A 20,645-nucleotide genomic window follows, 5' to 3' on the forward strand; every position below is an offset into this window, starting at 1 on the left:
CGTACAAGTGTACGCTATTGTGCGACTCGAAACTTAATATAGTGCGACTTACAGAGGTATTGAATGAAACGTGCAGTGATTACTGGCCTGGGCATCGTTTCCAGCATCGGTAATAACCAGCAGGAAGTCCTGGCATCTCTGCGTGAAGGACGCTCCGGGATCACTTTCTCTGAAGAGTTTAAAGATTCAGGTATGCGTAGCCACGTATGGGGTAACGTCAAACTGGACACCACCGGTTTGATTGACCGTAAAGTGGTTCGTTTCATGAACGATGCCTCTATTTATGCTTATCTCTCCATGCAGGAAGCGATTGCGGATGCGGGTCTGAGCGCGGAAGTTTACCAGAACAACCCACGCGTAGGTCTGATCGCCGGTTCCGGTGGCTCATCTAAAGCGCAGGTCTTTGGTGCCGACGCAATGCGTAGCCCACGTGGTCTGAAAGCGGTAGGTCCTTATGTTGTGACTAAAGCCATGGGTTCAGCGGTTTCCGCTTGCCTGGCGACCCCGTTCAAAATCCACGGCGTTAACTACTCCATCAGCTCTGCCTGTGCGACCTCCGCACACTGCATCGGTAATGCGGTTGAGCAGATCCAGCTGGGTAAACAGGATATCGTGTTTGCTGGCGGCGGCGAAGAACTGGGCTGGGAAATGGCCTGTGAATTCGACGCAATGGGGGCACTGTCCACCAAATATAACGAAACTCCGGATAAAGCATCCCGTACCTATGATGCGCACCGTGACGGTTTCGTTATCGCAGGCGGCGGCGGTATGGTTGTGGTTGAAGAGCTGGAGCACGCGCTGGCGCGTGGTGCGCACATCTACGCTGAGATCGTGGGCTACGGTGCAACGTCTGACGGCGCTGACATGGTGGCTCCATCCGGTGAAGGCGCAGTGCGCTGCATGAAGATGGCGATGCACGGCGTTGACACACCAATCGACTACCTGAACTCCCACGGTACCTCTACTCCGGTAGGCGACGTGAAAGAGCTGGGTGCGATCCGTGAAGTGTTCGGCGACAACAGCCCGGCTATCTCCGCGACCAAAGCCATGACCGGTCACTCTCTGGGTGCTGCTGGCGTTCAGGAAGCGATCTACTCTCTGCTGATGCTGGAAAATGGTTTTATCGCCCCAAGCATCAACATTGACGAGATGGACGAGCAGGCCGCAGGTCTGAACATCGTGACCCAGCCAAAAGAAGCGACACTGACTACCGTCATGTCCAACAGCTTCGGTTTCGGCGGTACTAACGCCACGCTGGTGATGCGTAAGTACAACGCATAAGTTCTGACTGATTCAAAAGGGGAGCCTGACGGCTCCTTTTTTTATGCATTGACAAGCGGCTGATCTCGCAGGCAAACTTCCTACCTCAACATTATCCTCACGATAATGCGTAAGCGTTCAACGTCAACCAACGCACCTAAATCCTGGTTATCAGGAAGAGGGGGCGTGGTTTTTCCCCGCCTTACTCTTCATTTCGGAGTAAAGCATGACTGCAGTCACTCAAACAGAAACAACCTCTTCAGCGAACGTCTCGCTGTTTCGCATCGCGTTTGCGGTGTTCCTGACCTATATGACCGTCGGCCTGCCGCTGCCGGTGATCCCGCTGTTTGTTCATCAGGAGCTGGGCTATGGCAACACCATGGTCGGCGTCGCCGTGGGTATTCAGTTTCTGGCTACGGTATTAACCCGCGGTTATGCCGGACGTCTGGCGGATCAGCACGGGGCAAAACGCTCGGCGTTACAGGGCATGTTTGCCTGTGGTCTGGCGGGAGGTGCATGGCTGCTGGCCGCTCTCCTGCCGGTTGACGCTGCGTATAAATTTGCGCTGCTGATCGTGGGGCGTTTAATCCTGGGCTTTGGTGAAAGCCAGCTCCTGACCGGTACGCTGACATGGGGTATGGGACTGGTGGGGCCTGCGCGCTCCGGCAAAGTCATGTCGTGGAATGGCATGGCCATTTATGGCGCGCTTGCCGCAGGCGCCCCGCTCGGGTTGCTTATCCACAGCCACTTTGGCTTTGCCGCGCTGGCAGCGACCACCCTGATGCTGCCGCTGCTGGCATGGGCATTCAACGGTCCGGTGCGTAAAGTCCCTGCCCATAAAGGGGAGCGCCCGTCTTTGTGGAGCGTGGTGGGCCAAATCTGGCAGCCGGGCCTTGGCCTGGCCCTGCAGGGCGTCGGTTTTGCGGTAATTGGTACGTTCGTCTCGCTCTACTTTGTGAGCCGCGGCTGGGCGATGGCAGGTTTTACGCTGACCGCCTTTGGTGGCGCATTTGTCTTAATGCGCGTGCTGTTCGGCTGGATGCCGGATCGTTTTGGCGGCGTGAAGGTTGCAGTGGCATCACTGGTGATTGAAACCCTGGGTCTGCTGTTACTGTGGAGTGCACCCGTTGCGTCCGTAGCGTTGTTAGGCGCGGCATTGACCGGCTGCGGATGTTCGCTTATTTTCCCGGCGTTGGGCGTGGAGGTGGTAAAACGTGTCGCCCCACAGGTGCGTGGCACGGCGCTTGGCGGCTATGCGGCGTTTCAGGATATCTCATACGGGGTAACCGGGCCGCTGGCAGGTCTGTTAGCGACGTCGTTCGGGTATCCGTCTGTTTTCCTGGCGGGCGCGGTTGCAGCGGTTGTGGGCATTGTGGTGACGCTGGTGGCGTTTCGTCAGTCTTAGCGGTTAAGTGCCGGGGCGGCAAGCCTTCCCCGGTGTGCTGTCGGCCCGGCAGGCGTAGCGCCACCGGGCGAAACCGTTATGCGACCAGCCAGAAAATCGCCAGTGCAATCATTAACGCAATAAACATCAATCCTGGACGGGCAGAGAGGGTTCTGAACGTTTCCACCACCGGCGCAAACAGCGGATTGTAGATTGGCTGAATGTTTCGTGCTTCCGGCACGCCCCCTTCGCGTTCGGCGCGGCGAACGAAAATCTGGTTGAGCACATCCTGCACCTGCGCGGTGGTCAGTACCGTTTGCGGTGTGGCCTGCCAGGTCTGCTGGGCGTAATCACGAATGGCGTCAAATTCGTTCGGCTCCAGCGGCTGCTTAAGTGCCGCCTGAACCGTGTGCAGGGTTGGAGCGGTCTGGGTGCTGAGCGTCTGACGCGCCTGTAGCCAGGTCACCAGATGCGTAAACTGTTTCGCCGGGATCAGCTCGCCCGCTTTTACGCCGGAGAGTTCCAGCATTGATTGCCAGATAAGCTTCGTCGGTTCGCCGGTGGCGGCGGCCAGCTTGGTCACCATCTGCTTGAGCGTGTTGTGCTCGGCAGGCAGCAGCGGACGCTCGGTCGCAGGGCGTTGCTGAGGCTGTGGAATTGACAGCTGATTGGTTTGCAGCAGCGTCAGTACGGTTTTGAGCTGTTCCGGGGTCAGCTGGCTCAGGGCGGTCTGACCAAACTGCTGGCGAATAAAATCACTCACCGCCTGGCGGTTATTTCCCTGGCCCAACAGCTCGGTCAGCTGCGAGACAATCTGGCGTGTGCTGTGATTCTGCTGTGCAGTATCAATCCGCTGGTTCAGATTTTGCTCGGCAGCAGGGAAATGGCGCGACTGCAAAGGTGCGTCGTTCCTGACACCTAAATCGTGCTTTACCCCAGCCCAGACTTCCGCGTTTTGCTGCGACGTCAGCGCGATCAGGCGCGTGATCAGTCGCTCCAGCACGGTGCGCTGTTGTGTGGATAGCGGTTGTTCGCCTGCAACGTTTGGCGTGACAGGGCCTTCACCCGGAGGGCGCGGCGGCGTACCTGAAATGGGCTGCATCGTCAAAAAATCCTTAAAGTCAAAACTCAGCGTAAACCTGGCAGACGTATATGCCTGGCGGCCAGATTATGGCACACTTGATGGGTTTTCTTCCTCTCAAACAGGTACTCAGACGTGAAAATCCTCGTTGATGAAAATATGCCTTATGCCCGCGAGCTCTTTAGCCGCCTCGGCAACGTTAAGGCTGTCCCGGGTCGGCCGATCCCGGTAAACGAGCTGGATGATGCAGACGCGCTGATGGTGCGCTCGGTAACCAAAGTAAATGAGGCGTTGCTCTCCGGCAAAGCGGTGAAATTTGTCGGGACCGCAACGGCAGGGACGGATCATGTGGATGATAAATGGCTTAAGCAGGCGGGGATCGGTTTTTCAGCCGCGCCGGGCTGCAACGCCATTGCGGTCGTGGAATATGTCTTCTCCTCTCTGCTGATGCTGGCAGAGCGCGACGGTTTTGCGTTGCAGGACCGTACCGTCGGGATTGTTGGTGTGGGCAACGTGGGCGGGCGCCTGCATAAACGTCTTGAGGCGTTAGGCATTCGCACTCTGCTGTGCGATCCGCCGCGTAAAGACAACGGTGATGAAGGCGACTTCCGTTCGCTGGATGAACTGGTTGCACAGTGCGATGTGATCACTTTCCATACGCCGCTGTTTAAAGAGGGGCCTTATAAGTCGCTGCACCTTGCTGACGAAGCCCTGATCCGTCGTCTGAAGCCTGGCACTATTCTGATAAATGCCTGCCGGGGTCCGGTGGTCGATAACCTTGCGCTGCTGAAATGTCTGGAAGAGGGGCAGGCGCTTAGCGTGGTGCTGGACGTCTGGGAGCCGGAGCCTGAGCTTAACGTTGCGCTGCTTAACAAGGTGGACGTCGCAACGGCGCATATAGCCGGTTATACCCTTGAAGGAAAAGCCCGCGGCACGACGCAGGTCTTTGAGGCCTATAGCGCCTTTATCGGCCATCCACAGCAGGTGGCGCTGGATACCTTACTGCCTGCGCCTGAATTTGGCCGCATTACCCTGCACGGGCCACTCGATCAGGCAACGCTGAAACGACTGGTCCATTTGGTGTATGATGTGCGCCGCGATGACGCGCTGCTGCGTAAAGTGGCGGGTATTCCGGGTGAGTTTGATAAGCTGCGCAAGAACTATGTTGAGCGCCGCGAGTGGTCTTCCCTGTATGTGATTTGCGACGACGCAACGGCTGCGACGCAGCTGCATAAACTGGGTTTTAACGCCGTTCATCACCCGGCACATTAATGTCTTCTTAATGCTCCCTGTTGGATACTCCGACAGGGACGCTTTTTTATTTCTGGAGTAAACCACCATGTCTGAAGGCTGGAACATTGCCATTTTAGGTGCCACGGGTGCCGTGGGTGAAGCCCTGCTCGAAACCCTTGCTGAGCGTCAGTTCCCGGTGGGTGATATCTATGCGCTGGCGCGTACAGATAGCGCGGGTGAACATCTGCGTTTTGGCGGTAAATCTGTCATGGTTCAGGATGCGGCCGGGTTCGACTGGACTCAGGCGCAGCTGGCGTTTTTTGCAGCCGGTGCTGAGGCTACGGCGTCTTACATTGAAGAGGCCACCAACTCGGGTTGTCTGGTGATTGATTTAAGCGGTCTGTTCGCGCTTGAGCCGGATGTGCCGCTGGTGGTGCCGGATGTGAACCCGTTTGTGCTGGCAGACTACCGTAACCGCAACGTTATCGCCGTACCGAACAGCCTGACCAGTCAGCTGCTTACCGCGCTGAAACCGCTGATCGACGAAGGCGGCCTGTCGCGTATCTTCGTTACCAGCCTGCTGTCTGCGTCTGCCAACGGCAAGCAAGCGGTTAACGCGCTGGCCGGGCAGAGCGCGAAATTGCTGAGCGGCGTTCCGATTGATGAAGACGACTATTTTGGTCGCCAGCTGGCGTTTAACATGCTGCCACTGCTGCCGGATCGCGAAGGCAGCGTGCGCGAAGAGCGCCGTATTGTCGATGAAGTCCGCAAAATCCTGCAGGATGATGGCCTGATGATCTCTGCCAGCTGCGTGCAGTCTCCTGTCTTCTACGGCCACGCACAGATGGTCGGTTTTGAAGCGCTGCGCCCGCTCGCCGCAGAAGAAGCGCGTGACGCGTTTGGTCGCGGTGAGGATATCGCCCTCTCCGAAGAGAGTGAGTTCCCGACGCAGGTTGGTGATGCGACCGGTAGCGCACATCTGTCTGTTGGCTGCGTGCGTAACGATTACGGAATGCCTGAGCAGATCCAGTTCTGGTCAGTTGCCGATAACGTTCGCTTTGGCGGCGCGCTGATGGCGGTGAAAATTGCGGAGAAACTCGTGCAGGAGTACCTGTACTGATGTCAGACGTGGATCACAAGCCTGTTCATAAAATTGCCCTCGGTATTGAGTACGATGGCAGTAAGTATTATGGCTGGCAGCGTCAAAATGAGGTGCGCAGCGTCCAGGAAAAACTGGAAAAAGCGCTCTCTCAGGTGGCGAACGAACCGATAGTCGTTTTCTGTGCCGGGCGTACGGATGCCGGCGTTCACGGCACGGGGCAGGTGGTTCATTTTGAAACCACCGCTGTGCGAAAGGACGCCGCATGGACGCTGGGGGTGAATGCGAATTTACCTGGAGACATTGCGGTTCGTTGGGTTAAAGATGTTCCCGAAGATTTTCATGCGCGTTTCAGCGCCACCGCGCGCCGTTACCGCTATGTCATCTACAATCAGCGTCTGCGTCCGGCGGTGTTAAGCCAGGGCGTGACGCATTTTTATGAACCGCTTAATGCTGAACGTATGCATCGTGCGGCGCAGTGTCTGATTGGTGAAAATGACTTTACCTCGTTCCGTGCGGTGCAGTGCCAGTCCCGTACGCCGTGGCGTAATGTCATGCACATAAACGTCAGCCGTTATGGCGCGTATGTGGTGGTGGATATCAAAGCCAATGCCTTTGTACATCATATGGTGCGGAATATTGTGGGCAGCCTGATGGAAGTGGGTGCCGGACACCAGCCGGAGAGCTGGATTGCAGAACTGCTGGCAGCGAAGGACAGAACGCTTGCGGCAGCCACGGCGAAAGCGGAAGGGCTGTATCTGGTCTCGGTAGACTATCCGGATCGGTTTGACCTGCCGAAACCGCCAATGGGCCCGCTGTTTTTAGCGGACTAATCAAAGGTGCAATTAAGGCTTAGACAAAATGGACGTAATACGTTTTTTGATTGATTTCATCCTGCATATTGATGTTCACCTGGCGGAGCTGGTCGCGCAGTACGGCGTCTGGGTTTACGCTATTCTGTTCCTCATTCTGTTCTGTGAAACCGGTCTGGTTGTCACCCCGTTCCTGCCGGGGGATTCACTGCTGTTCGTGGCCGGCGCGTTATCCGCGTTACCGACTAACGATTTGAATGTGCATCTGATGGTTGTGTTGATGGTTATCGCCGCGATTGTTGGTGATGCGGTGAACTACACGATTGGACGGGTGTTTGGTGAGCGGCTTTTCAGCAATCCGGACTCGAAAATTTTCCGTCGCAGCTATCTCGACAAAACCCATGCATTCTATGAACGTCATGGCGGCAAAACCATTATCCTTGCCCGTTTTGTGCCTATTGTGCGTACATTTGCACCGTTTGTGGCGGGAATGGGGCATATGTCCTATCGTCACTTTGCGGCATATAACGTTGTTGGCGCGCTGCTGTGGGTGCTCCTGTTTACCTACGCCGGCTACCTGTTTGGCGATCTCCCGGTGGTCCAGGAAAACCTTAAGTTACTGATTGTAGCGATTATTGTGCTTTCGGTACTGCCTGGGGTTATTGAGATTATCCGTCACCGACGTGCGGCAGCAAAGCAAGCGAAGTAAATGCATACTGGCGGTTCGACCACTTTTTTATCCAAAGTTTCGGGCTGTTATGTTTTAATGTGCAACATTCATGGTCTGTTGGAGGCAAAAATGGCATTATTCGCCTCTTATAGCAAAACTGGCATACGACCAGGTTCAAGCAGAAAGGTTATCAATGAGCTGGATTGAACGAATTAAAAGCAACATAACCCCGACTCGTAAAGCGAGCATTCCTGAAGGGGTATGGACGAAGTGTGATAGCTGCGGCCAGGTTCTGTACCGCGCAGAGCTGGAACGCAATCTTGAGGTGTGTCCGAAGTGTGACCACCACATGCGTATGACGGCGCGTAATCGCCTGCATAGCCTGCTGGACGAAGGTTCTCTGGTAGAACTGGGTAGCGAGCTTGAGCCAAAAGACGTGCTGAAGTTCCGTGATTCCAAAAAATACAAAGACCGTCTGGCCTCTGCACAGAAAGAGACCGGCGAGAAAGACGCGCTGATCGTCATGAAAGGCACCCTGCACACGATGCCGGTGGTGGCTGCCGCGTTTGAGTTCTCCTTTATGGGTGGCTCAATGGGCTCTGTCGTGGGTGCGCGCTTTGTGCGTGCCGTTGAGCAGGCGCTGGAAGACAACTGCCCGCTGATCTGCTTCTCCGCTTCCGGTGGTGCACGTATGCAGGAAGCGCTGATGTCGCTGATGCAGATGGCGAAAACCTCTGCTGCGCTGGCGAAAATGCAGGAGCGCGGTTTACCGTACATCTCCGTGCTGACCGACCCGACGATGGGTGGCGTTTCCGCAAGCTTTGCCATGCTGGGCGATCTGAACATCGCTGAGCCGAAAGCGCTGATCGGTTTTGCGGGTCCACGCGTCATCGAACAGACCGTACGTGAAAAACTGCCGCCGGGCTTCCAGCGCAGTGAGTTCCTCATCGAGAAAGGCGCTATCGACATGATCGTCCGCCGTCCGGAGATGCGCCTGAAACTGGCAAGCATCCTGGCGAAGCTGATGAATCTGCCAGCGCCGAACCCGGACGAGCCGCGCGAAGGCGTGGTGGTGCCGGATCAGGAACCCGAGGCCTGATAACTGAAAAGGGCAGGGCCGGATGGCGCTGCCCTTTTGCTTTCTCAACTGTTAATGACCGGGCATCATGGAAAATAAAAGCATTCCCCAAGCCACGTCGCCCCTGGCCGCGTGGCTTTCTTATCTGGAAAACCTGCACAGTAAAACCATCGATATGGGGCTTGAGCGCGTAAGCCAGGTTGCCGCGCGTCTCGACGTACTGAAACCAGCGCCGTTTGTGTTCACCGTTGCCGGAACGAACGGTAAAGGCACGACGTGCCGCACGCTGGAATCTGTCCTGATGGCAGCAGGCTATAAGGTTGGCGTTTACAGCTCTCCACACCTCGTGCGGTATACCGAGCGGGTGCGTGTGCAAAACCGCGAGCTGCCGGAATCAGCACATACTGCCTCTTTCGCGGAAATTGAAGCCGCGCGCGGTGAAATTTCATTAACCTATTTTGAATACGGCACCCTGTCGGCACTGTGGTTGTTTAAGCAGGCGCAGCTGGACGTGGTGATTCTGGAAGTCGGCCTCGGCGGGCGTCTTGATGCCACCAACATGGTGGATGCGGATGTGGCCGTCGTGACCAGCATTGCGCTGGATCATACCGACTGGCTGGGGCCGGATCGCGAAAGCATTGGTCGCGAGAAAGCCGGGATTTTCCGGGCGAATAAACCTGCTGTGGTCGGCGAGCCGGATATGCCGCACACCATTGCAGAGGTGGCGAATGAGACGGGTGCGCGTCTGCTGCGCCGTGGCGTAGACTGGCAGTATGAGGTTCAGGCAGACGGCTGGCGCTTTAGCGATGCGCAGGGCGCACTGGACAACCTGCCATTGCCGCAGGTGCCGCAGCCTAACGCGGCAACCGCGCTGGCGGCACTGCGCGCAAGCGGTCTGGCGGTGAGCGAGCAGGCGATTGGCGAGGGCATTGAGCGGGCGATTCTGCCCGGGCGTTTCCAGATTGTCAGCGAGTCACCGCGCCTGATCCTCGATGTGGCGCATAACCCGCATGCCGCGGCGTATCTCGCGGGACGTCTCAAATCGTTACCAAAAACCGGGCGCGTGCTGGCGGTTATCGGTATGCTTCATGATAAAGATATTGGCGGTACGCTGGCCTGCATGGAGAGTGTGGTCGATAGCTGGTATTGTGCTCCTCTGGAGGGGCCACGCGGGGCGACCGCTGAGCAGTTGATGGAACATCTCGGCAAAGGCGCAATCTATAATAGCGTGGCTCAGGCCTGGCATGCCGCGATGGCGGATGCTAAACCAGAAGATACCGTGCTGGTGTGTGGTTCGTTCCACACGGTGGCACATGTCATGGACGTGATGGACGCGGGGAGAACCGGTGGCGAGTAAGTTTCAGAACCGTTTAGCAGGAACAATAGTGCTGGTGGCGCTGGGAGTCATTATTCTCCCGGGCCTGCTCGACGGGCAGAAAAAGCACTATCAGGATGAGTTTGCAGCCATTCCTCTGGTACCGAAACCGGGCGATCGCGACGAGCCGGATATGCTGCCTGCGGCGACACAGGCCCTTCCTGCTCAGCCGCCGGAAGGCGCAGCGGAAGAGGTTCGCGCGGGTGATGCGGCTGCGCCGTCTCTTGATCCGTCTCGTCTGGCGGCGAGCAACACCAACGATATCGATCCTGTACCGGTTCCGGTCGTGCAGCCTAAACCGGCTGAGAAACCGAAGCCGGTCGAAAAAACGCAGCCGAAACCGCAGCGTGATAAAACGAGCGAACAGCTTGCCGCAGCGACTGAGACACCGCCTCCGGCGAAACCGGCTCAGCAGGAAGCCGCACCGACGGGCAAAGCCTACGTCGTGCAACTGGGTGCGCTGAAAAATGCCGATAAGGTCAATGAGGTCGTGGGTAAACTGCGCAGTGCGGGATATCGTGTTTACACTTCACCTTCCACGCCGGTACAGGGTAAAATTACCCGTATTCTCGTGGGGCCAGAAGCGTCCAAAGATAAGCTTAAAGGATCGCTGGGTGAGCTGAAGCAGATCTCCGGCCTGAGCGGTGTGGTGATGAGCTACAGCGCGAACTAACCCCTCCCTCACCCTTATCCTTTCTATGAAGAGAAGGTGGGGGGGAAGAGTGACGGCAGACGTCCACAGAGACGTAAAAAGCCACGGCGTTGAACATTTTTTCAGCGCCTTTTTTATTTACGCGTGGGAAGGAAATCCCTACGCAAACGTTTTCTTTTTCTGTTAGAATTCGCCCCGAACTGGATGACAGGGCGTTAAATCGTGGGACACATATGGTCTGGATTGATTACGCCATCATTGCGGTGATTGGTTTTTCCTGTCTGGTTAGCCTGATCCGTGGCTTTGTTCGTGAAGCGTTATCGCTGGTAACCTGGGGTTGTGCTTTCTTTGTTGCCAGTCATTACTACACTTACCTGTCTGTCTGGTTCACGGGCTTTGAAGATGAACTGGTCCGAAATGGAATCGCTATCGCGGTGCTGTTTATCGCGACGCTGATTGTCGGCGCTATCGTAAATTACGTGATAGGTCAGCTGGTCGAGAAAACCGGTCTGTCAGGAACAGACAGGGTACTCGGGATCTGTTTCGGCGCACTACGAGGCGTGCTGATTGTGGCCGCGATCCTGTTCTTCCTGGATACCTTTACCGGGTTCTCCAAAAGTGAAGACTGGCAAAAATCGCAGCTCATTCCAGAGTTCAGTTTCATCATCAGATGGTTCTTTGACTATCTGCAAAGCTCGTCGAGTTTCTTGCCCAGAGCGTAATGCGCTCTGAGATGTGGCTTAACGAGGAAAAGACGAATGTGCGGTATTGTCGGTATCGCCGGTTTCATGCCGGTAAACCAGTCGATTTATGACGCGTTAACGGTGCTTCAGCACCGTGGGCAGGATGCTGCGGGTATCATCACCATTGATGCAAACAACTGCTTCCGTTTACGTAAGGCGAATGGTCTGGTAAATGATGTGTTTGAAGCCCGCCATATGCAGCGTCTGCAAGGTAATATGGGGATCGGTCACGTTCGTTATCCTACTGCTGGCAGTTCCAGCGCCTCTGAGGCTCAGCCTTTCTACGTCAACTCACCGTATGGCATCACGCTTGCCCACAATGGCAACCTGACCAACGCGCACGAGCTGCGTAAGAAGTTGTTCGAAGAGAAACGTCGCCACATTAACACCACCTCTGATTCTGAAATTCTGCTCAATATCTTTGCCAGCGAGCTGGATAACTTCCGTCACTACCCGCTGGAAGCAGACAACATTTTTGCCGCCGTTGCCGCGACTAACCGCCAGATCCGTGGTGCGTATGCCTGCGTGGCGATGATTATCGGCCACGGGATGGTTGCCTTCCGCGATCCAAACGGCATCCGCCCGCTGGTGCTCGGTAAGCGCGATCTCGGTGATGGTCGTACCGAATACATGGTTGCCTCTGAAAGCGTGGCGCTGGATACCCTGGGCTTCGAGTTCCTGCGTGATGTTGCGCCTGGCGAAGCGGTCTATATCACTGAGAAGGGCCAGCTGTTCACCCGCCAGTGTGCTGACAACCCGGTGAGCAATCCGTGCCTGTTTGAATATGTTTACTTCGCCCGTCCGGACTCGTTTATCGACAAGATTTCCGTCTACAGCGCGCGCGTGAACATGGGGACAAAACTTGGCGAGAAGATTGCCCGCGAATGGGACGATCTGGATATCGACGTCGTTATTCCTATTCCGGAAACGTCCTGCGATATCGCTCTGGAAATCGCCCGCATTCTGGACAAGCCATACCGTCAGGGGTTTGTGAAAAACCGCTACGTTGGTCGTACCTTTATCATGCCGGGTCAGCAGCTGCGCCGTAAGTCCGTGCGTCGTAAACTGAACGCAAACCGCGCTGAGTTCCGCGACAAAAACGTCCTGCTGGTGGATGACTCCATCGTTCGCGGCACCACCTCAGAACAGATTATTGAGATGGCGCGCGAAGCGGGTGCGAAGAAAGTGTATCTGGCCTCAGCCGCACCGGAAATTCGTTTCCCGAACGTGTACGGCATCGATATGCCAACCGCCAACGAGCTGATCGCTCACGGTCGTGAAGTGGACGAAATTCGTCAGATCATCGGTGCCGACGGCCTGATTTTCCAGGATCTGAACGATCTTATCGACGCAGTACGCGCTGAGAACCCGGATATTCAGCAGTTCGAATGCTCCGTGTTTAATGGCGTCTACGTGACGAAAGACGTTGACCAGCAGTACCTCGACTACCTTGATTCGCTGCGCAACGACGATGCGAAGGCCGTCCAGCTGCAAAACGATCTCGAAAGTTTAGAGATGCACAACGAAGGTTGATGTCTGTGCAAGTGAGGGCATTTGCCCTCACTTGCAACTCCCCGTAAAATCCTGCACAGTCTGCCCTGAAATCAGTTAGGGCGAAAATCATGAAACGACTCATTGTTGGGCTCAGTGGTGCCAGTGGCGCGATTTACGGCGTACGTCTGTTACAGGTGCTGCGTGACGTGGCAGAAGTGGAAACGCATCTGGTCATGAGCCAGGCGGCACGTCAGACCCTCTCTCTTGAAACCGACCTCTCACTGCGTGATGTCCAGGCGCTGGCGGATGTGGTTCACGATGCCCGCGATATCGCCGCCAGCATCTCCTCTGGCTCGTTTAAAACGGCGGGTATGGTTATCCTGCCTTGTTCCATTAAAACGCTCTCCGGCATTGTAAACAGCTATACCGACACGCTGGTGACCCGCGCCGCGGACGTGGTGCTGAAGGAGCGCCGTCCTCTGGTTCTCTGCGTGCGGGAAACGCCGCTGCACCTGGGACATCTGCGTTTAATGACTCAGGCTGCTGAACTCGGCGCGGTGATCATGCCACCGGTACCGGCGTTCTATCACCGACCCGTTTCACTGGATGATGTGATTAATCAGACGGTTAACCGCGTTCTCGATCAGTTTGATATCGACCTGCCTGAAGACCTTTTCACCCGTTGGCAGGGTGCCTGAATCTGTGCACCCACAGCGTGCATGAAAAGATAACGTGCCCTGTTTCAGGGCAATTATGCAACGGCGATCATATCCTCGACATTTAATTCGCTTTTTCCCTTTTTCTCTTTCCGGTTCGTTCGGCAGACCTGCTATCTTTCACCATTAAGGCAATATCGCAACGTTTTATTAACATATTTAACGTCGAACTTTTCACCAGACGGCAATGTGGCATAAGACCTGCAAGAGAAGCCTGCAACACAACACACAACACAATACATAATAAAATCACGGTACTTGAGGGTAAATGTATGAAGAAGACGGTTCTGGCTCTGTCTTTGCTGGTGGGGTTAAGTGCGGCAGCAGGTAGCTACGCAGCGCTTCCACAGACAGTTCGTATCGGTACAGACGCAACCTACGCGCCATTCTCTTCCAAGGATGCGAAAGGCGATTTCGTTGGGTTTGATATCGATCTGGGAAATGAAATGTGCAAACGCATTGCGGTGAAATGCACATGGGTGGGCAGCGACTTTGATGCGTTAATCCCGTCGCTGAAAGCCAAGAAAATCGACGCCATTATCTCTTCTCTCTCTATCACCGAAAAACGTCAGCAGGAGATTGCCTTCTCTGACAAGCTTTACGCTGCAGATTCACGTCTGATTGCCGCTAAAGGCTCCCCGATTCAACCCACCATCGACTCGCTGAAAGGCAAGCATGTCGGCGTGCTTCAGGGCTCAACGCAGGAAGGGTTTGCTAATGCGAACTGGCGTGAAAAGGGCGTCGACGTGGTGGCGTACCAGAACCAGGATCTGATCTACTCTGACCTGGCGGCAGGCCGTCTGGATGCGGCATTCCAGGATGAAGTCGCCGCGAGCGAAGGCTTCCTGAAACAGCCAGCGGGCAAAGAGTACGCTTTTGCTGGCCCGTCCGTGAAAGACAAAAAGTACTTTGGTGACGGTACGGGTATCGGCTTGCGTAAGGATGATACCGAGCTGAAAGCCGCCTTCGACAAAGCGTTTGCTGAGCTGCGTAAAGACGGTACCTACGACAAACTGGCGAAGAAATACTTCGACTTCAACGTCTACGGTGACTAATACCTGACGACAATGCACTGCTGAGGTGCATTGTCGGGCGGGATGATCCAATATGGTGCAATTAATGCACTGTATTGGATCGCTGTGTGCATACTTACGCATTTATAATGCAAAAAATCCCGGCTCAAAGGCATTATTCTTTGCCTGACGGAGGGGATTGATGGCACATTAGCACCACCCCGTCGTCGTAAAAATCCCGTATGTAGACAGTTTGTTGAGGACAGATATGAAAAAACTAGTATTGTCACTTTCTCTGATGCTGGCCTTTTCCAGCGCCACCGCGGCATTCGCAGCAATTCCGCAGAAAATTCGAATCGGTACCGATCCTACCTATGCACCGTTCGAATCGAAGAATTCTAAAGGTGAATTGGTTGGTTTTGACATCGATCTGGCCAACGAACTGTGCAAACGCATCAAAGCGCAGTGTACCTACGTTGAGAACCCACTGGATGCGCTGATCCCGTCGCTGAAAGCGAAAAAAATCGACGTGATTATGTCCTCGCTCTCCATTACTGAAAAACGCCAGCAGGAGATTGCTTTCACGGACAAACTCTACGCGGCAGATTCACGTCTGGTCGTCGCCAAATCTTCCGACATTCAGCCCACTCTCGAGTCGCTGAAAGGCAAACGCGTGGGCGTGCTGCAGGGGACCACTCAGGAAACCTACGGTAACGAACACTGGGCACCGAAAGGGATTGAAATCGTCTCTTATCAGGGCCAGGAAAATATCTACGCTGACCTGACGGCAGGTCGCATTGACGCAGCATTCCAGGATGAAGTCGCGGCGAGCGAAGGCTTCCTGAAGCAGCCGGTCGGCAAAGACTATAAGTTTGGCGGTCCATCCATCAAGGATGTGAAGTTGTTTGGTGTAGGCACCGGTATGGGCCTGCGCAAGGAAGACAACGAACTGCGTGAAGCGCTGAACAAAGCGTTTGCCGAAATGCGCGCTGACGGCACGTACGAGAAAATTGCGAAAAAATACTTCGATTTCAATGTTTACGGCGGCTAATCGCCCCGTCAAATAACGTGCAGCCCCTCCCACTGTGGGAGGGGAAAAGACACGGTTCCACCACTCACGATACGACAGGGCTCGCGGTATGCTGTACGGATTTTCTGGCGTTATTTTACAGGGCGCGCTTGTCACCCTTGAGCTGGCTCTCAGCTCCGTGGTGCTGGCGGTGCTGATAGGTCTGGCGGGCGCAGGGGCGAAGCTTTCGGCTAACAAGCCGCTGGCGCTGATTTTTGAAGGCTATACGACGCTGATTCGCGGTGTTCCCGATCTGGTGCTGATGCTTCTGATCTTTTACGGTCTGCAGATTGCGCTTAACAGCGTGACGGACGCAATGGGTATGGGACAAATCGATATCGACCCGATGGTGGCCGGTATTATTACGCTCGGTTTTATCTACGGGGCCTACTTCACCGAAACCTTCCGCGGCGCGTATATGGCTGTGCCGAAAGGCCACATTGAAGCGGCAACCGCATTCGGTTTCACCTCCTCACAGACGTTTCGTCGAATCATGTTCCCGGCCATGATGCGCTATGCGCTTCCAGGTATCGGTAACAACTGGCAGGTTATTCTTAAGGCAACCGCGCTGGTCTCTCTGCTTGGCCTGGAAGATGTGGTGAAAGCGACCCAGCTTGCCGGCAAAAGCACCTGGGAACCGTTCTACTTTGCGGTGGTATGTGGCGTAATCTATCTGGTCTTTACGACCGCCTCCAATGGTGTGCTGCTTCTGCTCGAACGTCGCTACTCCGTGGGTGTGAAGAGGGCTGATCTGTGATTGAGATTATTCAGGAATACTGGAAATCGCTGCTGTGGACAGATGGCTATCGCTTCACCGGCGTCGCCATTACGCTCTGGCTTCTGATCTCCTCCGTGGTGATGGGCGGCATTCTGGCGGTATTTCTTGCCATTGGTCGTGTGTCGAACAATAAATTTATCCAGTTCCCAATCTGGTTGTTTACCTATGTGTTTCGCGGTACGCCGCTATACGTGCAGCTGCTGGTGTTCTATTCGGGGATGTACACGCTTGAGATCGTAAAAGGCACTGAAATGCTCAATGCGTTCTTCCGCAGCGGTCTGAACTGTACGGTGCTGGCATTGACGCTCAATACCTGCGCCTATACCACCGAGATTTTCGCAGGGGCGATTCGCTCTGTCCCGTACGGTGAAATTGAAGCGGCGCGTGCGTACGGCTTCTCCTCCGTGAAGCTTTACCGTTGCATCATTCTGCCGTCGGCGCTGCGTATTGCGTTACCGGCGTACAGTAACGAAGTGATTCTGATGCTGCACTCCACGGCGCTGGCCTTTACCGCCACGGTGCCGGACTTACTGAAGATTGCCCGGGATATTAACTCGGCAACCTATCAGCCGTTTACCGCATTCGGTATTGCGGCAGTGCTTTATTTGATAATTTCATACGTCCTGATTAGCCTGTTCCGTAAGGCAGAAAAACGCTGGTTGCAGCATATAAAACCTTCTTCGACGCACTGAGAATGATGATGGCTGAGAACAAATTAAACGTTATTGATCTGCACAAACGCTACGGCGAACATGAAGTGCTGAAAGGGGTGTCGCTGCAGGCAAACGCGGGCGATGTCATCAGTATTATCGGCTCATCCGGCTCCGGTAAAAGTACTTTCCTGCGCTGCATTAACTTCCTCGAAAAACCGAGCGAAGGCTCAATTGTGGTGAGCGGGCAGAACATCAATCTGGTGCGTGACAAAGACGGCCAGCTGAAGGTGGCGGATAAAAATCAGCTACGTCTGTTGCGTACGCGCCTGACGATGGTTTTCCAGCACTTTAATCTCTGGAGCCATATGACGGTGCTGGAGAACGTAATGGAAGCGCCAATCCAGGTGCTGGGTCTCAGCAAACAGGACGCCCGCGACCGTGCGGTGAAATACCTGGCGAAAGTGGGTATTGATGAGCGCCAGCAGATGAAGTATCCGGTACATCTGTCCGGCGGGCAGCAGCAGCGTGTATCCATTGCCCGCGCGCTGGCGATGGAGCCGGAAGTCTTGCTGTTCGACGAACCGACTTCCGCGCTGGACCCAGAACTCGTTGGCGAAGTGCTGCGCATCATGCAGAAGCTCGCCGAAGAGGGCAAAACGATGGTGGTGGTGACGCACGAGATGGGCTTTGCCCGGAACGTTTCTAACCACGTCATCTTCCTGCATCAGGGTAAAATCGAAGAGCAGGGGCATCCCGATGAGGTGTTAGCGAACCCGCAAAGCCCGCGTTTGCAGCAGTTCCTGAAGGGGTCTTTGAAGTAGGTTTTGCCTTTCCCCTCTCCCGGTGGGAGAGGGCCGGAGTGTGGGCATCAGACCGCACCACACTCCAGTCGATACACCCAGTCGTCATACCGCACACCGTTAATCTCATACGCTTTTTCCAGCACCTGCGTGCGCACAAAACCCACTTTCTCCAGTACCCGGACTGACCCGCCGTTGTCTGCCAGCACATATGCGTTAATCGCCTTTACGCCCGTCTGGTTAAATGCGTAGTCACACACCGCGCGCAGTGCCTCACTGGCGATGCCCTGGCCCTGCGCGGCAGGCACGACCGTATAGCCAATATCCGCCTCTTCACGATTTTCAGCGCTGATTTGCAGGCCGATATCGCCCAGCGGGGTCTCTTCATCGCGTAAGCGGATAACGAACACATGCGCTGCCGTCAGACGTGCGGCAAACAGGCGTCGGGTCTCTTTTTCCGGGGCGATAGCGGCCATATACTGCATGATGGCGCGATCCTCGCGCAGGGCACGGAAAAAAGGCCAGTCAGTGGGTTCGAAGGGCGTGAGGTGGAGCCGGGGAGTGGTAATGGTTGCCATAGATATGCCATTTCGTCGGAACATGGCATATCACTGTAACATTATCTCACCACATCCCCCAGCGCCTCTTCTAAGTCATACCAGCGGAACGCAAACCCGGCCGCTTCCAGTCGTTTTGGCAGGGCCCGTTGCCCGCCTAACACCAGCACGGACGCTTCACCCATCATCAGGCGGATCACCGTAGCAGGCACGCGCAAAATCGCCGGGCGATGCAGGGCATGTCCGAGAGCATGGGCAAACTGTTCATTTCGCACCGGGTAGGGCGCAACCATATTAAACGGCCCGCGCAGATCGTTATCCAGCAGCCAGAGAATACCGTTGACCATATCGTCGATATGGATCCACGCCAGATACTGACGGCCATTGCCGATTGGCCCGCCAAGACCGAGCCTGAAAGGGGGGAGCATCTTCGCCAGAATGCCGCCTTTTGGGGCAAGGACCACACCGGTGCGGAGCAGGCAGACGCGGGTATGATCGCTTTGCGCAGCACAGGCGATACGCTCCCACTGGGCGCAAAGTTTATGGGTAAACTCGTTGTGGGGCGGCTCTTCTTCCGTTACCACCACCTCGCCGAGATCGCCGTAATACCCTACGGCGGAACCCGAAATGAGAACCGACGGCGGGGTATGACTGTTACGGATAAGCTCAACCAGCTTCTCGGTAAGGGTCCACCGGCTGCTGCACAGGAGCTGTTTTTGCTCTTCCGTCCAGCGCTTATCGGCGATCGGTTCGCCTGCCAGGTTGATGACGGCGTCAAATCCGTCCAGATTCTGCTGCTCGGCCAGATTTCTCCAGATGTCGATACCTGCGCCCAGTACCTGGCGCGCTTTCTCTGGACTGCGCGTCACCACGGTAATGTCGTGATGCAACGCCTGCAGACGCGCAATGAGATGGCGACCAATCAGGCCGGTACCGCCGGTCAGCAAAATCTTCATACAACCTCCAGGGTTACGCCTGGCGTTGCCAGCTTAACGTCATCGAGACGGAATCGGCGTAACGCAGGGCGTGAAGTTTATCGATCTCTACTTCAGCATAAGTGACCCAGTGATGATCGCGTGCGATGTCGAGCACATCCTGAGTTAATTTTTCCAGTAAAGAGAAGCGGTTGTTTTCCACGTACTGGATGATTTTTTTGGTTATCGTGCGGTAGTTCAGCGCATCATTAATATCTTCGCTGGCCCGCGCTTTCTCAGCCGGGTAGTGGATAACCACATTAATCACGATATCCTGACGGTTGGCGATCTCTTCCTCTTTGATTCCGATGAAGGTGCGTAGGCGTAAATTTTTTATACGAATAATAGCGTCATGCTGCGACATTGCAGGTCTTCTCCGTGTCAGAATTTCCTTCACATAATACATGAGAGCCTCTCCGGCACACACCAGCCACCGGCTTAAATTTGCTGGATTTTTTGCATGGCGCGTTCGGTGGCCGGACGCGTGCGGATTCGTTCAAACCAGTTGTTCACCGCCGGGTAAGACGCCAGGTCAATGCGGTGCTTTTCATGGGTATTCACCCAGGGCCAGCAGGCAATGTCGGCGATGCTGTAATGATCCCCGCCGAGCCACGGTGCTTTCTCCAGCCGACGGTTCAGAACGCCGTATAACCGCTGGGTTTCCACCTGATAGCGTTCGATAGCATAAGGAATCGGCTGCGGCGCGTAGGCGGTAAAATGGTGGTTTTGTCCGAGCATCGGCCCCAGACCGCTCGTCTGCCAGAAAAGCCACTGCAGCGTGTGGTGACGCTCGCGCAGCTCTCCGCTCAGCAATTTGCCAGTCTTCTCTGCCAGATAGAGCAATATTTCTCCGGATTCAAACAGGCTCAACGGCTTGCCCCCATCGGCAGGATGGTTATCAATAATGGCCGGGATTTTATTGTTTGGCGATATAGCCAGAAAGAGAGGACTGAACTGATCGCCTTTGCTGATATCCACGCGAATGATCCTGTAATCCAGTTCGGCTTCCTCAAGAAAGAGGGTGATCTTATGGCCGTTCGGGGTAGGGGCATAATAAAGGTCGATCATTCTCAACTCCTGTCAGTGAAAATAGTGACGCCATGAAAAATGAGTATAGGTGGTTGTTGTAAATCGTGAGTTTTCATCAAGTGACAGCGAGGCAAAGAGATTATATGTTGAATGAAAACCGATCAGCCGATGAGGA

22 protein-coding genes are annotated in these 20,645 nt (G+C 55.2%); 17 read left to right on the top strand and 5 right to left on the bottom strand.

The window, feature by feature from the left end; translation table 11 throughout:
* Window positions 1-63 precede the first annotated feature (63 nt).
* Window positions 64-1,281 carry a beta-ketoacyl-ACP synthase I gene (fabB, locus tag QE396_RS01015; RefSeq protein ID WP_014171039.1) on the top strand — a complete coding sequence of 406 codons (1,218 nt, stop codon included), beginning with the start codon at window positions 64-66 and terminating at the stop codon, window positions 1,279-1,281.
* Between the two features lie 205 nt (window positions 1,282-1,486).
* Entirely contained in the window at window positions 1,487-2,665 is a 1,179-nt protein-coding gene (locus QE396_RS01020) for an MFS transporter (RefSeq protein WP_020883117.1), read from the top strand.
* 76 nt (window positions 2,666-2,741) lie between these two features.
* Here QE396_RS01020 and flk read toward each other — a convergent pair whose 3' ends face one another.
* Window positions 2,742-3,746, bottom strand: coding sequence for a flagella biosynthesis regulator Flk (flk, locus tag QE396_RS01025; protein WP_025203569.1), 1,005 nt, complete (start codon window positions 3,744-3,746; stop codon window positions 2,742-2,744).
* A 114-nt stretch (window positions 3,747-3,860) separates the two neighbouring features.
* Here flk and pdxB point away from each other — a divergent pair, with 114 nt between their 5' ends.
* From pdxB to hisP, 15 genes are all read left to right on the top strand, one after another.
* Window positions 3,861-4,997 (top strand): 4-phosphoerythronate dehydrogenase PdxB, encoded by a 1,137-nt coding sequence (gene pdxB, locus QE396_RS01030; protein ID WP_020883119.1) that lies wholly within the window; start codon window positions 3,861-3,863, stop codon window positions 4,995-4,997.
* Window positions 4,998-5,064: 67 nt separating this feature from the next.
* Window positions 5,065-6,078, top strand: coding sequence for an aspartate-semialdehyde dehydrogenase (locus QE396_RS01035; RefSeq protein WP_014171035.1), 1,014 nt, complete (start codon window positions 5,065-5,067; stop codon window positions 6,076-6,078).
* Window positions 6,078-6,890 (top strand): tRNA pseudouridine(38-40) synthase TruA, encoded by an 813-nt coding sequence (gene truA, locus QE396_RS01040; RefSeq protein ID WP_047366491.1) that lies wholly within the window; start codon window positions 6,078-6,080, stop codon window positions 6,888-6,890. The genes QE396_RS01035 and truA overlap by 1 nt, the downstream gene beginning before the upstream one ends.
* 28 nt (window positions 6,891-6,918) lie before the next feature.
* Window positions 6,919-7,578, top strand: a complete 660-nt coding sequence (locus QE396_RS01045) for a DedA family protein (RefSeq protein WP_014171033.1) — start codon at window positions 6,919-6,921, stop codon at window positions 7,576-7,578.
* Between the two features lie 154 nt (window positions 7,579-7,732).
* Window positions 7,733-8,638 (top strand): acetyl-CoA carboxylase, carboxyltransferase subunit beta, encoded by a 906-nt coding sequence (accD, locus tag QE396_RS01050; protein WP_020883123.1) that lies wholly within the window; start codon window positions 7,733-7,735, stop codon window positions 8,636-8,638.
* A gap of 67 nt (window positions 8,639-8,705) precedes the next feature.
* Window positions 8,706-9,974, top strand: coding sequence for a bifunctional tetrahydrofolate synthase/dihydrofolate synthase (gene folC / locus QE396_RS01055; protein WP_047366490.1), 1,269 nt, complete (start codon window positions 8,706-8,708; stop codon window positions 9,972-9,974).
* Window positions 9,964-10,665, top strand: coding sequence for a cell division protein DedD (gene dedD, locus QE396_RS01060; RefSeq protein WP_014171030.1), 702 nt, complete (start codon window positions 9,964-9,966; stop codon window positions 10,663-10,665). The genes folC and dedD overlap by 11 nt, the downstream gene beginning before the upstream one ends.
* Window positions 10,666-10,877: 212 nt before the next feature.
* Entirely contained in the window at window positions 10,878-11,366 is a 489-nt protein-coding gene (gene cvpA, locus QE396_RS01065) for a colicin V production protein (protein ID WP_000262116.1), read from the top strand.
* 36 nt (window positions 11,367-11,402) lie between these two features.
* A complete protein-coding gene (gene purF, locus QE396_RS01070; protein ID WP_014171028.1) occupies window positions 11,403-12,920 on the top strand; it encodes an amidophosphoribosyltransferase in 1,518 nt (505 codons plus the stop codon).
* A gap of 89 nt (window positions 12,921-13,009) precedes the next feature.
* Window positions 13,010-13,579 carry a UbiX family flavin prenyltransferase gene (locus tag QE396_RS01075; RefSeq protein WP_014171027.1) on the top strand — a complete coding sequence of 190 codons (570 nt, stop codon included), beginning with the start codon at window positions 13,010-13,012 and terminating at the stop codon, window positions 13,577-13,579.
* A 290-nt stretch (window positions 13,580-13,869) separates the two neighbouring features.
* Window positions 13,870-14,652: a lysine/arginine/ornithine ABC transporter substrate-binding protein ArgT gene (gene argT / locus QE396_RS01080; RefSeq protein ID WP_014171026.1), complete on the top strand. Its 783-nt coding sequence runs from the start codon at window positions 13,870-13,872 to the stop codon at window positions 14,650-14,652.
* Window positions 14,653-14,878: 226 nt separating this feature from the next.
* Window positions 14,879-15,661 carry a histidine ABC transporter substrate-binding protein HisJ gene (gene hisJ, locus QE396_RS01085; protein WP_309949663.1) on the top strand — a complete coding sequence of 261 codons (783 nt, stop codon included), beginning with the start codon at window positions 14,879-14,881 and terminating at the stop codon, window positions 15,659-15,661.
* Between the two features lie 88 nt (window positions 15,662-15,749).
* Window positions 15,750-16,436, top strand: a complete 687-nt coding sequence (locus QE396_RS01090; protein WP_020883127.1) for a histidine ABC transporter permease HisQ — start codon at window positions 15,750-15,752, stop codon at window positions 16,434-16,436.
* Window positions 16,433-17,149 (top strand): ABC transporter permease, encoded by a 717-nt coding sequence (locus tag QE396_RS01095; protein WP_008502590.1) that lies wholly within the window; start codon window positions 16,433-16,435, stop codon window positions 17,147-17,149. Before QE396_RS01090 ends, QE396_RS01095 begins: the two co-directional genes overlap by 4 nt.
* 8 nt (window positions 17,150-17,157) lie before the next feature.
* Window positions 17,158-17,931, top strand: a complete 774-nt coding sequence (gene hisP / locus QE396_RS01100; protein WP_020883129.1) for a histidine ABC transporter ATP-binding protein HisP — start codon at window positions 17,158-17,160, stop codon at window positions 17,929-17,931.
* Between the two features lie 47 nt (window positions 17,932-17,978).
* Here hisP and QE396_RS01105 read toward each other — a convergent pair whose 3' ends face one another.
* The 4 genes from QE396_RS01105 to yfcG form a co-directional block, all read right to left on the bottom strand.
* Complete coding sequence (locus tag QE396_RS01105) at window positions 17,979-18,488, bottom strand: GNAT family N-acetyltransferase (RefSeq protein ID WP_309949666.1); 510 nt, start codon at window positions 18,486-18,488, stop codon at window positions 17,979-17,981.
* A 41-nt stretch (window positions 18,489-18,529) separates the two neighbouring features.
* Entirely contained in the window at window positions 18,530-19,423 is an 894-nt protein-coding gene (locus QE396_RS01110) for a TIGR01777 family oxidoreductase (RefSeq protein WP_014171021.1), read from the bottom strand.
* Between the two features lie 13 nt (window positions 19,424-19,436).
* Complete coding sequence (gene folX, locus QE396_RS01115; RefSeq protein WP_020883131.1) at window positions 19,437-19,805, bottom strand: dihydroneopterin triphosphate 2'-epimerase; 369 nt, start codon at window positions 19,803-19,805, stop codon at window positions 19,437-19,439.
* A 74-nt stretch (window positions 19,806-19,879) separates the two neighbouring features.
* Window positions 19,880-20,509 (bottom strand): GSH-dependent disulfide bond oxidoreductase, encoded by a 630-nt coding sequence (gene yfcG, locus QE396_RS01120; RefSeq protein ID WP_020883132.1) that lies wholly within the window; start codon window positions 20,507-20,509, stop codon window positions 19,880-19,882.
* Window positions 20,510-20,645 lie beyond the last annotated feature (136 nt).

The organism is Enterobacter sp. SORGH_AS_0287 (assembly GCF_031453695.1).
Classification (GTDB): Bacteria; Pseudomonadota; Gammaproteobacteria; order Enterobacterales; family Enterobacteriaceae; genus Enterobacter; species Enterobacter ludwigii.

Excerpts from the sequence above, each read along its gene's own strand:
- fabB (WP_014171039.1), top strand. The coding sequence starts at position 64 with ATGAAACGTGCAGTGATTACTGGCCTGGGCATCGTTTCCAGCATCGGT.
- QE396_RS01020 (WP_020883117.1), top strand. The coding sequence starts at position 1,487 with ATGACTGCAGTCACTCAAACAGAAACAACCTCTTCAGCGAACGTCTCG.
- flk (WP_025203569.1), bottom strand. The coding sequence starts at position 3,746 with ATGCAGCCCATTTCAGGTACGCCGCCGCGCCCTCCGGGTGAAGGCCCT.
- QE396_RS01035 (WP_014171035.1), top strand. The coding sequence starts at position 5,065 with ATGTCTGAAGGCTGGAACATTGCCATTTTAGGTGCCACGGGTGCCGTG.
- truA (WP_047366491.1), top strand. The coding sequence starts at position 6,078 with ATGTCAGACGTGGATCACAAGCCTGTTCATAAAATTGCCCTCGGTATT.
- QE396_RS01045 (WP_014171033.1), top strand. The coding sequence starts at position 6,919 with ATGGACGTAATACGTTTTTTGATTGATTTCATCCTGCATATTGATGTT.
- accD (WP_020883123.1), top strand. The coding sequence starts at position 7,733 with ATGAGCTGGATTGAACGAATTAAAAGCAACATAACCCCGACTCGTAAA.
- folC (WP_047366490.1), top strand. The coding sequence starts at position 8,706 with ATGGAAAATAAAAGCATTCCCCAAGCCACGTCGCCCCTGGCCGCGTGG.
- cvpA (WP_000262116.1), top strand. The coding sequence starts at position 10,878 with ATGGTCTGGATTGATTACGCCATCATTGCGGTGATTGGTTTTTCCTGT.
- purF (WP_014171028.1), top strand. The coding sequence starts at position 11,403 with ATGTGCGGTATTGTCGGTATCGCCGGTTTCATGCCGGTAAACCAGTCG.
- QE396_RS01075 (WP_014171027.1), top strand. The coding sequence starts at position 13,010 with ATGAAACGACTCATTGTTGGGCTCAGTGGTGCCAGTGGCGCGATTTAC.
- argT (WP_014171026.1), top strand. The coding sequence starts at position 13,870 with ATGAAGAAGACGGTTCTGGCTCTGTCTTTGCTGGTGGGGTTAAGTGCG.
- hisJ (WP_309949663.1), top strand. The coding sequence starts at position 14,879 with ATGAAAAAACTAGTATTGTCACTTTCTCTGATGCTGGCCTTTTCCAGC.
- QE396_RS01090 (WP_020883127.1), top strand. The coding sequence starts at position 15,750 with ATGCTGTACGGATTTTCTGGCGTTATTTTACAGGGCGCGCTTGTCACC.
- hisP (WP_020883129.1), top strand. The coding sequence starts at position 17,158 with ATGGCTGAGAACAAATTAAACGTTATTGATCTGCACAAACGCTACGGC.
- QE396_RS01105 (WP_309949666.1), bottom strand. The coding sequence starts at position 18,488 with ATGGCAACCATTACCACTCCCCGGCTCCACCTCACGCCCTTCGAACCC.
- QE396_RS01110 (WP_014171021.1), bottom strand. The coding sequence starts at position 19,423 with ATGAAGATTTTGCTGACCGGCGGTACCGGCCTGATTGGTCGCCATCTC.
- folX (WP_020883131.1), bottom strand. The coding sequence starts at position 19,805 with ATGTCGCAGCATGACGCTATTATTCGTATAAAAAATTTACGCCTACGC.
- yfcG (WP_020883132.1), bottom strand. The coding sequence starts at position 20,509 with ATGATCGACCTTTATTATGCCCCTACCCCGAACGGCCATAAGATCACC.